The organism is Bacillus sp. BS3(2021), from assembly GCF_021043345.1.
Lineage (GTDB): Bacteria > Bacillota > Bacilli > Bacillales > Bacillaceae > Bacillus > Bacillus paralicheniformis.
In genome coordinates this window covers 634,619-648,360 of the sequence record NZ_JAJNDM010000001.1, presented here as the reverse complement: position 1 = coordinate 648,360, position 13,742 = coordinate 634,619, and the positions used below count along the sequence as shown (strand labels likewise).

Sequence of the window (13,742 nt, the reverse complement as noted above, 5' to 3'; positions counted from 1 at the left end):
ATTTTGAATTAATAAAAAAGGAGGATATATGGTGTGAACCAAAAGTGGGCCGTATTATTATTTACGATCGGCGTGTTTATGGCTGCTTTAGACAATGGCATCATTTCAGCCGCGTTGACGACAATCAACGATTCTTTTCAAGTATCCCCCTCATGGGGAGCTTGGGGCATCACACTTTATACGCTCGGTTTGGCAGTCAGCGTCCCGATCGTCGGAAAGCTGTCTGACCGGTATGGACGCAAAAAGCTGTTTATCATCGAAGTCTTGCTGTTTGGCGCCGGTTCGCTGCTGGTTGCATTGAGCCAAAACTTCCCGATGTTTTTATTGGCAAGGCTGATTCAGTCGCTTGGCGGCGGCGGAATCTTTATTATCGGAAGCTCGCATATTCTCACTGCGCTGCCTAAAGAAAAACAGGGAACCGCACTGGGGCTTTTAGGTGCGATGAACGGCATCGCGGCAGTGCTCGGTCCAAATATCGGCAGCTTTATTTTGGATATGACCGGAAGCTGGCACTGGCTGTTTTTGATCAACCTTCCGATTGCCGCAGTCCTGATCATTCTAAGCATTCCATTGAAGAAAGAAACAAAAGGCGGAACACAGAAGCCGCTCGATCTGGCCGGAACTGTGCTGCTGTCTCTTGCGATTTTAGCTGTGATGTACGGAATAACGAATATAAACGGACAGCACATGTCTGCCGTCCTGTCCGATCCAAAGGTTTATTGTTTTCTTCTGATCGGCTGCGCGCTGTTTGCAGGACTCATCTTTTATGAAAAACGCATAGAACTGAAAGGCGGCGACCCGATACTTGCCTACAGCTTATTAAAAAACAAGGTGTTTCAATGGACGCTTTTTATCGGATTTTTATCCGGCGGACTCTTGGCAGCCGTTATTTTCATTCCTGCATATGCGGAACAATATTTGCATGTCGCTCCTGAAAAAGCGGGGTATTGGATGACGCCTCTGGCGCTGGCTTCAGGAATAGGAGCAGGGCTCGGCGGAATGCTCGCCGATCGGAAAGGACCGGTAAAGGCAGCATGGCTCTCGGGAATCATTTCGTTCGCCGGGTTTTTACTCTTATCCGTCTGGGTGACAGAGAAGTGGGAATTTGTTTTGGCAAGCATTATCGCAGGGGTCGGTTTTGGTTTTCTGTTAGGCGCGCCGTTAAATATGCTTGTATCAGAGGCAGCAAAACAGGATTACGGGACAGCGCTCGGCACATTATCACTCGTCAGGCAGATGGGAATGACCTTGGCGCCCGCTTTGTATGCAGGATATATAACGGCCGGCTACGAAAATATCGGCACACATATCAAACAAAAACTGAATGATGCAGGGATGCCGATAAAAGAATTTACAGGCGGTGAGTCGGACGTAGCACGTCTGAACGAATCACTCAGCCAGCTTCCCGACCCAAAAGTCAAGGACATTATAAGCGAAGCGATCCATGAAAGTGTAGGAACGGGGTTTTTTAACCTCTACTTCACAGCCGCCGTCCTTTCCCTTGCCGTCATCGCTTCTGTCAGCATTTTATCGCTTTACAGAAAAAAACAAACCGACACGGCAACCCGTCTGAAAAAAGATGTGACAAACTAAAAAGCATTTGCTCCCCTTAGGAAAACAAATGCTTTTTACGTTCACAAATGAATACCGCAGCCAGCCAAAAGCCGATTACAGCAATTGGGGGATTTTTCATACCTGACGGCTCAAGTTTCGCTTGCTTTAACTTTATGCCGGCCGGCGGGGGGCTCCCCGACAATTGCCACAGAGCTGAGCCCACCCCGGCGGTTTGATCTATCAAAAAGGATTTCATGCCGTCATCTTTTGTCGTCAATTTCCACATCTGAGACCTGCTTTTGCCGCCGTAATGGTCAGAAGCTGCGGCGTACCAGAAATAGGTTGTGTTCGGCTGTAAATCCTTCCATGTCACTGAAGCCGTCTTTCCGCTTTTCACCGTTTTTGCTTTCCCAATTTCCTTGTTCGAAAAGACATTCAGCTCAAAATAATCGGTTTTAACCTTTTTCTTCCGTGGTTTCAGATCCGTTTTGATGTTGAACTCGTCTTTCGGGCCGAATTGGTGCGGATCATAAAAATTATAGTCGTCAAGATATGGCGAATACGTTTTGACATGGATCGTGTCATGCTTCGGATCTACATGAAGAATTCTTAAATAACCTTGGCCTCCTTCAGGACCGCCCTGATAGTCGGCAAGCATTTGATACACCTTGCGATCCGTCTTGCCGTCCCCGTTATCATCAAGCCTGTCGACTTTTAAGTTGGAGCTGTGATAGTGGCCGCTCAACACGGCGATCACATTCGGATTCCGCTTGATGATCTGTTCAAATATTTTCTCCCCGATTGGACTTCTGCTTCCGCTGACAAGCAAAAACTCGTGAAATGACAAAATCGCTTTTCGGTCGGGATGGCGTTTCAGAACATCATCTATCCACTGCAGTTCTTTTTTTCCGATTCCCCACCCCATCGATACCATGATATAGTCGTTTCCCCCGCTGGAGATGAGATCGTAATGCCCTTTGTTATTCTGATAAGACCCGCCGTAATGCGGTTTTTGTTTAAAACGTCTTTCCCCGAAATACCTGCCGAATTTCAAATAAGACCGGTCTTTATGGCTGACATCGTGATTGCCCGCCAGCACGCCGTATGGAACTTGATGGTCGTCGAGAACTTTCATGAACTGGTCGGCGCGCTTCCATTGCAGCGGCTGATCCGCTTCATCCACAAGATCCCCCGTATGAAAGACGTACTGAATGTTCAGCTTGTCCTTTTGTTCGGCGATCCACTTGACCTGACGTTCAAAAATGTGCGGATAGCTTTCCGAATAATATTGCGTATCAGACATCCACACAAATGTATAGTCATTTTGCGAAAGCTGAATTTGATCCTGAATGATGATGCTCGCCTTGGATTGACGGATATAATCTGCAGCTTTTATGCTTCCTTTGAGGGTGAAAGGTTTGTCATCCTTTGCAACATGGAATGTCAGCGTCTCCCACCTCTTGCTCGTCCAATTCCAAGCGAACATGGAGACTTTTCTGCCGGGAAGCGAACTGCCTCGCCACCGCACTTCCACCTTGTCGTTCGGCCCCGTATTTTCATCCACTTTGACATCAAAGCGATGGTACGGAAACTTTGTTGTTGATGACGTTTCAAAACCTTTTCCGTCAGGTGCGGACATGCCGCTGCGCTCTTCTTTTGTCAGCGCCTTTTCCCCTCTGACCGCAAAGCTTTGCGGAGGTTCCGTCCCGCTTTCGTTCGCTGACACGTAAACGTGCTCTTCGTCTTTTACAGTGTACTGAAACCCTTGATGGAATGACACTTTCATCTTATCTTTGGTCGGGTCCTTGACGCGAACGGCCAGCTTAGCTTGTGTGCTGCCGGGGGCATTTTTGACCTGGGCTGGCTTGTCCGGCTTTTCCTCTTTAATATAAAATGCCTTTTTCACGATTGACAGGTTGCCGGCGCTGTCCTCCGCTTTTATTTTCAGTTCGTGCTTTCCCGCATCCAGGCCGGCAGAAGATATAAAATAGGGAAGCGCTATTTTTTTGCCGTCAAGAACGGCTTTTATGCTTTTCACACCGCTCCATTTATCGTGTGCAGCCGCATTGATCTCAAACGATCCTTTATACGTCCTGCCGTCTTTTAATGACGTTTTGATCTCAGGGCCTGTATTATCAACCGTCACCCTGCGGATGAGCCTTTCTTCGCCATTCTCCGCTTCAACGATGTGCGGCCCTTCATCCCAGGCCTGTGTATGCCATTGACTGGCAAGCGATGTAAACTTGGCTTCCGGAATCGAAAAACGGAATTCATACCATTCGCGCGCCCCTGGACCGTCGCCGGCCGGAAGCTCAGCTTTCGAATCGTCGTACTGCTCATCGCGAATGATGGTCCCATCCGCTAAGATAAGACGGGGATTCTTGAGGACAAAATCATCCCTGTTTTCTTCTGCAGATTGTTCAAATGGGGTTGACTTCGTGCCTGAACGAACTTTAATCGCAAACGGCTTTCCTTTTTTAAATTCCTCCGGAGAAACCGGAACCGTAATGGTCGTATACCGGCGGCGCGAATCGTCAAAAACTTTTTGAACCCTTCTGCCGATCGTTACAGCATTTTTAAAATACAGATTTGTTTGATTGACATCGAATGCAAAGTAGGCTTTTTTTTCAAGCGCTGATTCACCTTTTTTTTGTTCAATTCCGTCAATCCGAATTGTCGTTTCAAAAGGCGGCTTTTCTGCTGTGGCTTTCAACAGCATTTTTCCGGAAACGGTTCCGCCTTCGCTTACATTCAGCCTGAGCCCCTTTAAAATCCGCTGTTCAAGCGGTATCGTTTTCTTTTCAGTCGCCGTAACATTTGATCCATCGCCGGCCCGCATATAGTATTCCACTTTTTCTTTGCCAATGAGCTCGGCAAAATAGATATTGTGGCGGTACAAACCGTCATTGCGGCTTTTTTCAACACGGACTTCAGTAAACGGCTCATCATCATTCATACGGTAGAAAAACTGCGCCTGTTTCACTTGCCGATTGTCTTTCATGTCAGCTAAGAGCTGAATCGTTTCACCCGGTTTGACCGCTTGATGATCCGTCATATCATGGATCGCCGGCTTTTCTCTGTCAGGCATGACCGTCACCGTCTGTGAAGGAACCTGCGCCTTCAGGAGCGAACCAGGAGACGGTGTTTCTTCCCCGGCCGATATCATTTTCATATGCTTCGTTCCATCCAGCGGATATCGATAAAGAAGCGCTTTATTTTTAGTGACATCAGTTTTATCCGGCTTGCTTTGATAACGGGCAGATGCGACCTCTTCCCCGCTGTTTGTGCAGATAATCACCTCTCTCGGCGCCGTATTCGCTAGGCCGCTCCCTTTGAGAACAGAAAGCGTTTTGCCTTCACGAAGGTGAACACCGTAATGCTGATTGAAGTCATCTTCCGTCAAATGTCCGTTTGAGCGGTTTTTCACCCAAAACACGTGTGTTTGACCGGAAGGAATCGCCACATCATCGCGTTCAAAAGGCCAGACGGTGTCTGATTCCTTGCCCTTTTCAGGATGCCTGTATTTCATTTTGTAATTGTTCAGATGAACAACTTTATTGGTATTGTTATAAACTTCAATAAATTCATAGCCGTCCTTTGCACCGGTGTTTGACGTGTCGACAGCCATTTCCGTGATCAACAGCTCCGGAAGCTTTTGTGTATCCGTACGTACGCCTTTCAGGGCGACAGTATACACATCCGTCTTCACAGAGGAACGACCGGCCTGAGCCTCAATGTAATACTGGACTTTGTCGGATGCTATGGATTCGCTTTCCAACTTGGCAATATAGCCGTTCTGTTTGCCCGGCTCTACTTCCATCGGAATCCCCCGATACGGCAATTCGGCATGCTGCTTGTAATACAGAATGACCGTGTCAGCGGCCGCCTCCGCGGAAAAATACAAGTCGTCTCCTTTTTTTACTTGTTCAATAGAAGTATGCCTGATGGCCGGTGAACTAAGCTGAATGTGCTCTTTTTCCGCCGCGGACGATATCGGCATCTGTAAGGCAAAAAGTAAAACTGCGGCCAGAAACAAAAGGGTTTGGCGATTTCTGTACTTTTTCATCGTCTACCTCCCTTTCGTATTTTGCCTTTACAGATCATTTTTATGAAAGAGACATCCGTGCAAAAAAAAGAAGCCTGATGAATCATCAGACTTCAACTTATTTTTTGGACATCGGTTCGATAATTGCTTTTTGTATGAGCAAGTGGAAAACCGACAGGACGATCGACGCAAAAATGGCTGTCCCAAAGCCGTCCAGGTCAAAACTGTCCCCCATAATGGATGCGGTCATATAAAGAGTAATCGCATTGATGATAAACAAAAATAAACCTAACGTAATCACCGTGACAGGCAGCGTCAAAATCACCAGCACCGGCTTCACAAACATATTTAAGATCGATAAAATCAAGCTTGCCGTGATGGCTGCCCCGATGCTTCTGACGTGAACCGAATCAAAGTAACCGGCAATAACGATTAATAATAAGGCATTGACAAGAACGTTTATGATCCATTTCATCATCTGTCGACGTCCCCTTCATTTGGCACTAGGAATACCCAGACAATATAAATCAGCAGAACGGGAACTCCGGTCGAAAATATAAATAATAGAACCGTAATGATTCTCAGCAATGACGCATCCATATTTAAATACTCAGCAAGACCCCCGACGACCCCGGCAATCTTTCTGTCTGTTTCGGATCGAAATAGCCTTTTCATTGTATCACTCCTGTGTATGGTTTAAATGGATCGATCCTGTCTTCGATTCCAAAAAAACAGTCATGCTATGATCATGATTTTGATTTGCTTTTAGATACATTTCTTTCTGGATTGTCTCGTTTTTTTCTTTTAAAATTTCCGCATCTGACAGATCATGAGACAAAGAACCGAGATTGCTTTTCAGCTCCGCTGTCACAGCGCAGTCCCGGGGAACATTCAGCTCTACGCTTCCAGTCGTTGTTTTCACGTATGCCGTCCGGCAGTGCGGATTTTTGACTGTTGCAGCAATATTACCGTTAAAGCTCTGCAGGTCAAGTGCATCGCATGAACCTTTAAGATCGATCAATCCATTGATGGTTTCCGCTTCAATCTCTCCGCAAGTATGGTCGGCGAGTTTGATTTGCCCATTTGCAGTTTCCAATGAAGCTTTTCCTGCCGTGAGAGCAGAGAACGACAGCACGCCGTTCGTCGTTTTGGCGGACAGCTCTTTTACGTTTAAATGTTCCCCTCTGACCGGGCCGTTAAACAGCTTAAAGCGGATTTTGCCGTACTCTTTGTCCGGTATATAGACGGTAAGGTTGGTCTTCATTGTTTTTTTCTCCGTGCGGATCGTGAACTTATCGCCTTCCACACCGCAGTCGATATGCTGGAGAAAAGCCTGCCTTGCTTCATCCTGATTTTCGGCGCGGTACACTTTTGCCTGGCATTCGACTCTGATGTCGGAATCGTTCCATGGTACAAGGTTGACGCTGCCGTTGGCAAGCTGAATATCCAGAGTCGAAAAATCGGAGTCTTTGAACTGGAATATATGCTGAACCTCGAACGAGTGCCCGAAATTCAAATCCAGGTCTGCTTCTTTCACTTTTTTTACAGCGGTATCAATCCATTCGAACAGTTTGGAACCGATTGAAGGCTTCGGTTCTTTTTTCTTTTCGCTGTAGAAGTCTTCCGCATCAATGACATTTTCAGACAGAGCTGTCACCTTGCTCTCCGTTTCTCTGTAGTCTTCTTCAAGTTTTTCGATCAGGATCAGCGCCTCTTTCGCAGACAGTTTTCCTTCCTCGACCAATTTTAAAATTCGCTCTTTCTCATGCTTCATGAAAAGCTCCCCCGTTCTCCTTCTTTTAGGCCTGAGTCAGCATTTTAATCCCTTGAACAACGTTCCAGACCACAATAATCAAGCTGATGATCCCGAAAAAAACAAAACCTCCGACCATGAAAATGACCGCCAAATAACCGCCGTCATTAAAGATAAGTGAACCGCTGATCGCGCCTGCTGCCAATATGACTACGCTTATAAACGGAATAATATGCGAAATAAGCGAACGCATCGCATGCTTTTTCGTTTCTTGATCATCTGTTATAAAATACGCAGCGATTGGCAAAATAAGCGGGGCAAAAAAAACGCTAAAATAACAAATTGCAGAAATCAGTGCGTTGTTTCTCGTCATGCAAAACACTCCTTATCGATGTAAAGCGTTCTTGTGAGTCTAATGTACAGTGACCTTATACTCAGTTTACGTGTATCTTGGCCTTTAGGTTTCATTTTCATTCGATCGGCGTGCGTCAAACTTCGCGAATTGATTTTTTTAGATTTTATGAATAGATTCTTTTTTTATAACCCTTTAAAATATGTGGCAAAGCCAAAGAAAAGGAGCGAGCGTTATGAAACAGAAATCGGAAGTACATGCCTCATCCGCCTCCCAGCTTCTTAGTCTGATTCAGGAACAAAAAAGGATGAATCAGGAGATCGTGAACCGATTGGAAGCGATCAACTCCGCTCCTCCGCTTTCCAGCGAAATCCGCTATTTAAAGGTTCTGCTGAACAGCAGCAGCACCCACATTTTAAACAGTATGATTGAAGCGGCCAAACACATCAGCCGGACTGAGCGTTAAACGTTCTCACGAAGTTCGTTTGATATTTCAACCAGATTTCCGTCGGGATCTCTGATATACACCGAAACGATCGGTCCTTCAGCGCCCGTCCGCTCTGCGGGGCCTTCTTCAATCTGAATGGACAGCCCTTCCAGATGACGGATCACATCATCAATGCCTGTATTTGTGATGAAACACAGGTCCAGGGAGCCGGGCACCGGGTGCTGTGCCTTCGGCTCAAATTCTTTTCCGGCCTCGTGGAGGTTTATTTTTTGCCTGCCGAATGTCAGCGCTTTTCTTCCTTCTCTAAAAGTGACCGCATCCATCCCCAACACACGGCTGTAAAATTCGCATGTCGCTTCAATGTCTTTGACCGTCAGGACCAGATGATCAATCCGATCGATCTTCATCACCACATCCCCCTTTATGGTTTGTTTTTTACGTTATAACAGCTATTGAATAAAAGAGCAATGAAAATCTTTTGAACAAAGCTTGCCGCTGATCATTCGGCCATTGAAAAAGCTGCCGACGTGAGATCGGCAGCATGTTATTTACGGTCTGACAGCTTCTTTTTCCTGAAGCCGCTTTTTCATTCTGTTTTTGTCGCGTTCAATGATCGGTTTTAAATAATGGCCGGTATATGACCCTTCAACTTTCATGACTTCTTCGGGCGGTCCGGAGGCCACGATCGTCCCCCCGCCGTCTCCGCCTTCAGGGCCCAAATCGATCAAATAATCAGCTGCTTTTATAATATCGAGATTGTGTTCGATTACAAGCACGGTATCTCCGTTATCGACCAGGCGCTGCAGAACGGCCAAAAGCCTTGCGATATCATCGACATGCAGTCCTGTCGTCGGCTCGTCCAAGATATAGAGTGATCTTCCCGTTGAACGGCGATGAAGTTCAGATGCCAATTTGACCCGCTGCGCTTCTCCCCCGGAAAGCGTTGTAGCCGGCTGTCCGAGCGTAATATAGCCAAGCCCGACATCATAGAGGGTCTGCAGCTTGCGCTTGATTTTCGGGATGTTCTCAAAAAATTGAACGGCATTTTCGACCGTCATCTCAAGCACGTCAGAAATGTTTTTACCTTTGTATGTGACCTGAAGCGTTTCACGGTTGTATCTCTTTCCGTGGCATACCTCACAAGGAACGTATACATCGGGCAGGAAGTGCATCTCGATTTTGATAATTCCGTCGCCTTTGCAGGCTTCACAGCGTCCGCCTTTGACGTTAAAGCTGAAGCGCCCTTTTTTGTATCCTCTGACTTTCGCTTCATTCGTCTGGGCAAACACGTCACGGATGTCATCGAACACGCCGGTATATGTGGCCGGGTTTGACCTCGGCGTCCGGCCGATCGGAGACTGGTCGATGTCGATCACTTTATCGAGGTGTTCGATTCCTTTTATTTCTTTGTACTCTCCCGGTTTTGCCTTCGCCCGATGCAGCTTCTGAGCCAGCGTTTTGTGGAGAATTTCATTGACGAGCGTGCTTTTCCCTGATCCCGATACCCCGGTGACAGCTGTGAACACGCCGAGCGGAAACTTCACGGAAACATTTTTCAAGTTGTTTTCCTTTGCGCCTTTTACCTCGATAAAACGGTTGTCAGGCTTCCTTCTCTCGGCAGGAAGAGGAATGAATTTTTTCCCTGAGAGGTACTGCCCTGTCAGCGATTGATCATCGTTCATCACTTCTTCCGGTGTTCCGGCGGAGATCACTTCTCCCCCGTGTACGCCCGCGCCGGGTCCGATATCAATTAAATAGTCGGCGGCAAGCATCGTATCCTCGTCATGCTCGACGACGATCAAGGTGTTTCCGATATCCCTCATGTTTTTGAGCGTATCAATCAGGCGGTCATTATCGCGCTGATGAAGACCGATTGACGGCTCATCAAGAATGTAGAGGACACCGGTCAGCCTTGAGCCGATTTGCGTTGCAAGCCTGATCCGCTGCGCTTCTCCTCCCGACAGAGTGCCGGCTGCGCGGCTGAGCGTCAAATAGTCAAGCCCGACATTGTTCAAAAACCCAAGGCGCTCTTCAATCTCCCGCAAAATGAGGTTGGCGATCTTCATGTCTTTTTCCGAAAGTTCAAGTTCACAGAAAAATTGAAGGGCGTTAGAAACCGACATTTCGGTTATCTTGCCGATGTGAAGGCCGTTTATCAGCACGGCGAGGGATTCCTTTTTCAGACGGTAGCCTTTGCATGAAGGGCACGGCTGATTGGCCATGTATTTTTCCATCAGTTCCCGAACGTAATCAGAGCTCGTTTCTTTATAGCGCCTTTCGATATTGCGGATGACGCCTTCGAACTCAATGTAGTTTTCCCGGACCTGTCCGAAGTCGTTTTCATATCTGAAATAAATCTGCTCGTCTCCGCTGCCGTAAAGGATTTTTTCAAGCTGGTGCTTCGGCAGCTCCCCGACCGGAACATCCATATCGATTCCATAATGGCTGCATACCGCTTCAAGCAGCTTCGGATAATACTGGGAGCTTTGCGGTTCCCAAGGTGCAATCGCATTCTCCTTTAGCGACAGCTCATCGTTTGGAATGACGAGCTCTACATCGACTTCCAGCTTGGACCCGAGGCCGTCGCAGCTCGGACACGCGCCGAACGGGCTGTTGAAAGAGAACATTCTCGGCTCCAGTTCACCGATTGAAAAACCGCAGTGCGGGCAGGCATGATGTTCGCTGAAAAGCAGCTCTTCCTGTCCGATCACATCGATGATCACGCGGCCTTCACCGAGGCGGAGCGCCGTTTCGAGCGAGTCTGTGAGACGGGCTGCTACCCCTTCTTTTATAACGATACGGTCGACGACAACTTCAATCGAATGCTTTTTATTCTTTTCGAGCTCGATGTCTTCTGAGAGGTCGTTCATTTCGCCGTCGATCCGGACTCTCACATAGCCTTGTTTTCTGATTTGGTCGAGCACCTTCACGTGCGAACCTTTTCTTCCCGAGACGATCGGCGCGAGCACCTGGATCTTCGTGCGCTCGGGATATTCCAAAATTCTGTCCGTCATCTGTTCGATCGTTTGCGAGGTAATTTCAATCCCGTGAACCGGACAGACCGGCTTTCCGATTCTGGCAAACAGCAGCCGGAGATAATCATAGATTTCCGTCACCGTTCCGACTGTCGACCGGGGGTTCCGGCTCGTCGTTTTCTGATCGATGCTGATCGCCGGCGACAGGCCTTCGATCGCATCGACGTCGGGTTTGTCCATCTGTCCTAAAAACTGGCGGGCATACGCGGAGAGAGACTCGACATAGCGCCGTTGCCCCTCTGCATATATCGTATCGAACGCAAGGGATGATTTCCCTGATCCCGAAAGACCTGTCAGCACGACAAGCTGGTCCCTCGGAATAGAGACATCGATATTTTTCAGGTTGTGGGCCCTTGCACCTTTCACCTCAATTCGTTTCGTTGCCATTCTCCATTCATCCTTCCGATTTTAACTCTAGGAGCAAGTCGCGAAGCTCAGCGGCACGTTCAAAGTCAAGCGCTTTTGCGGCTTCCTTCATGTCGTTTTCCATTTGAGCGATCACTTTTTCCCGCTCTTTCTTCGTCATCTTCGAAAGCTTCGGCTCCTCTTTTGCTTGATATTCTTCCTGCTCTTCAGCAGCATGAGTTGCCCGGATGACGTCCCTGATCTTTTTGTTGATCGTTTTCGGCGTAATGCCGTGTTTATCATTATAGGCCTCCTGCTGTTCGCGGCGGCGCTTCGTTTCATTGATTGCGATTTCCATTGAGTTGGTGATTTTGTCGGCATACATGATCACGCGGCCTTCGGCATTTCTGGCGGCGCGGCCGATTGTTTGGATGAGCGAACGCTCAGACCGCAAAAAGCCTTCTTTGTCTGCATCAAGGATGGCGACAAGTGAAACCTCCGGAATATCGAGTCCTTCCCTCAGCAGGTTGATGCCGATGAGAACGTCATGCTTGCCGAGGCGAAGGTCGCGGATGATCTCGATCCGCTCCAGCGTTTTAATCTCGGAATGCAGGTACGTGACCTTGATTCCGATTTCTTTCAGATAATCCGTCAAATCCTCGGACATTTTTTTCGTCAGCGTAGTGACGAGGACGCGTTCATTCCGCTCGATTCTCTGCTGGATTTCGCCGATCAGATCATCGATCTGCCCTTCAATCGGCCTTACCTCAATGATCGGATCAAGCAGCCCCGTCGGCCGGATGATCTGCTCTACCATTTCAGGCGTATGCTCAAGTTCATAAGGGCCCGGCGTAGCCGACACATACACGATGTTGTGAATGTGCTTTTCAAACTCTTCAAACCTGAGCGGACGGTTATCCAAAGCGGAAGGGAGCCTGAATCCGTGATCGACGAGAACCTGTTTCCTCGCCTGGTCTCCGTTGTACATTCCTCTGATCTGCGGCATGGTGACATGCGACTCGTCTATGACCATCAGGAAATCGTCCGGAAAGTAATCGAGCAGCGTATATGGAGTCGAACCTGCCGGACGAAGCGTCAAATGCCTTGAATAGTTTTCGATGCCCGAGCAAAAGCCCATTTCGCGCATCATTTCCAAATCGTATCTCGTCCGCTGTTCCAGACGCTGGGCTTCAAGGAGCTTGCCTTCTTCACGAAGCGCTTTAAGGCGCTCTTCCAGCTCCTCTTCAATGTTTATGATCGCTTTCTTCATCTTTTCTTCCCGCGTAACGAAGTGGGAAGCCGGGAAGATCGCGACGTGTTCCCTCTCCCCTAAAATTTCGCCTGTCAGGGCATCCACTTCCCTGATTCGTTCGATTTCGTCCCCGAAAAATTCAACCCGGATGCAGTGCTCATCCCTTGAAGCCGGGAAAATCTCGACGACATCGCCGCGCACCCTGAATGTTCCGCGCTGAAAGTCGATATCATTCCGCGCATATTGGATGTCAACGAGCTTTCTGAGCAGCTCATTTCGCTCGATTTCCATTTCCGCTCTGAGCGAGAGCACCAGTTCCCTGTATTCCTCCGGGGAACCCAAGCCGTAAATACAAGAAACACTCGCCACAATGATGACATCTTTGCGTTCAAAAAGAGCAGACGTGGCAGAGTGCCTTAATTTATCAATCTCATCGTTAATGCTGGCATCTTTTTCGATAAATGTATCAGTCTGAGGCACGTAAGCTTCAGGCTGGTAATAGTCATAATAGCTGACAAAATATTCGACTGCGTTGTTTGGGAAAAATTCCTTAAACTCGCTGTACAGCTGTCCGGCGAGCGTTTTGTTGTGGGCGATGACGAGAGTCGGTTTGTTGACTTCTTTAATCACGTTTGACATCGTAAACGTCTTTCCTGTACCGGTCGCCCCCAAAAGCGTCTGATGCTTTCTGCCTTCATTGATTCCTTTGACAAGCTGATCAATCGCTCTCGGCTGATCCCCCTGGGGCTGATAATTCGAGACTAATTCAAAGCGGTCTTTCACAAAAAAGCCTCCGTTTCTTTACGAAATCTTCCTGCTTATTATTTTAACACACCCGAAGTAAAAATACGAACTAAAGTTCGGTTTCTGTGTTTTCCCACAAAAGCCGGCCCTTCCTGATCTATCAAAAAACCCCTCCTTTTTGTCATCAAAAGCAGGGCTTTACGGCAATCATTCT

General features: G+C 47.8%; 10 protein-coding genes. 2 read left to right on the top strand and 8 right to left on the bottom strand.

The window, feature by feature from the left end:
* The first annotated feature begins 33 nt into the window (after nucleotides 1-33).
* Nucleotides 34-1,593, top strand: coding sequence for an MFS transporter (locus LQ247_RS03120; RefSeq protein WP_331000497.1), 1,560 nt, complete (start codon nucleotides 34-36; stop codon nucleotides 1,591-1,593).
* 16 nt (nucleotides 1,594-1,609) lie between these two features.
* On the opposite strand, the gene LQ247_RS03115 is transcribed toward LQ247_RS03120, so the two are convergent.
* The 5 genes from LQ247_RS03115 to LQ247_RS03095 all read right to left on the bottom strand — a co-directional run bounded on the left by LQ247_RS03115 (nucleotide 1,610) and on the right by LQ247_RS03095 (nucleotide 7,725).
* The gene (locus LQ247_RS03115) at nucleotides 1,610-5,620 is read right to left on the bottom strand and encodes a metallophosphoesterase (RefSeq protein WP_231005557.1); all 4,011 of its coding nucleotides are present in this window, start codon (nucleotides 5,618-5,620) and stop codon (nucleotides 1,610-1,612) included.
* A gap of 97 nt (nucleotides 5,621-5,717) precedes the next feature.
* Nucleotides 5,718-6,077: a phage holin family protein gene (locus LQ247_RS03110; protein WP_023856370.1), complete on the bottom strand. Its 360-nt coding sequence runs from the start codon at nucleotides 6,075-6,077 to the stop codon at nucleotides 5,718-5,720.
* Nucleotides 6,074-6,274 carry a PspC domain-containing protein gene (locus LQ247_RS03105; RefSeq protein ID WP_020453083.1) on the bottom strand — a complete coding sequence of 67 codons (201 nt, stop codon included), beginning with the start codon at nucleotides 6,272-6,274 and terminating at the stop codon, nucleotides 6,074-6,076. Before LQ247_RS03105 ends, LQ247_RS03110 begins: the two co-directional genes overlap by 4 nt.
* Before the next feature lie 4 nt (nucleotides 6,275-6,278).
* On the bottom strand, nucleotides 6,279-7,373 hold the full coding sequence (locus LQ247_RS03100) for a DUF4097 family beta strand repeat-containing protein (RefSeq protein WP_020453084.1): 1,095 nt from the start codon (nucleotides 7,371-7,373) through the stop codon (nucleotides 6,279-6,281).
* A gap of 25 nt (nucleotides 7,374-7,398) precedes the next feature.
* On the bottom strand, nucleotides 7,399-7,725 hold the full coding sequence (locus tag LQ247_RS03095) for a DUF4870 domain-containing protein (protein WP_020453085.1): 327 nt from the start codon (nucleotides 7,723-7,725) through the stop codon (nucleotides 7,399-7,401).
* A 214-nt stretch (nucleotides 7,726-7,939) separates the two neighbouring features.
* Between LQ247_RS03095 and LQ247_RS03090 the strand changes: the two genes are divergently transcribed.
* A complete protein-coding gene (locus LQ247_RS03090) occupies nucleotides 7,940-8,170 on the top strand; it encodes a hypothetical protein (protein WP_026580162.1) in 231 nt (76 codons plus the stop codon).
* Here LQ247_RS03090 and LQ247_RS03085 read toward each other — a convergent pair.
* The 3 genes from LQ247_RS03085 to uvrB form a co-directional block, all read right to left on the bottom strand.
* A complete protein-coding gene (locus LQ247_RS03085) occupies nucleotides 8,167-8,559 on the bottom strand; it encodes a VOC family protein (protein ID WP_197197170.1) in 393 nt (130 codons plus the stop codon). The genes LQ247_RS03090 and LQ247_RS03085 overlap by 4 nt on opposite strands.
* Nucleotides 8,560-8,700: 141 nt before the next feature.
* Nucleotides 8,701-11,574: an excinuclease ABC subunit UvrA gene (gene uvrA, locus LQ247_RS03080; protein WP_101561420.1), complete on the bottom strand. Its 2,874-nt coding sequence runs from the start codon at nucleotides 11,572-11,574 to the stop codon at nucleotides 8,701-8,703.
* Between the two features lie 7 nt (nucleotides 11,575-11,581).
* Entirely contained in the window at nucleotides 11,582-13,567 is a 1,986-nt protein-coding gene (gene uvrB / locus LQ247_RS03075; protein ID WP_025810713.1) for an excinuclease ABC subunit UvrB, read from the bottom strand.
* Nucleotides 13,568-13,742: the final 175 nt, after the last annotated feature.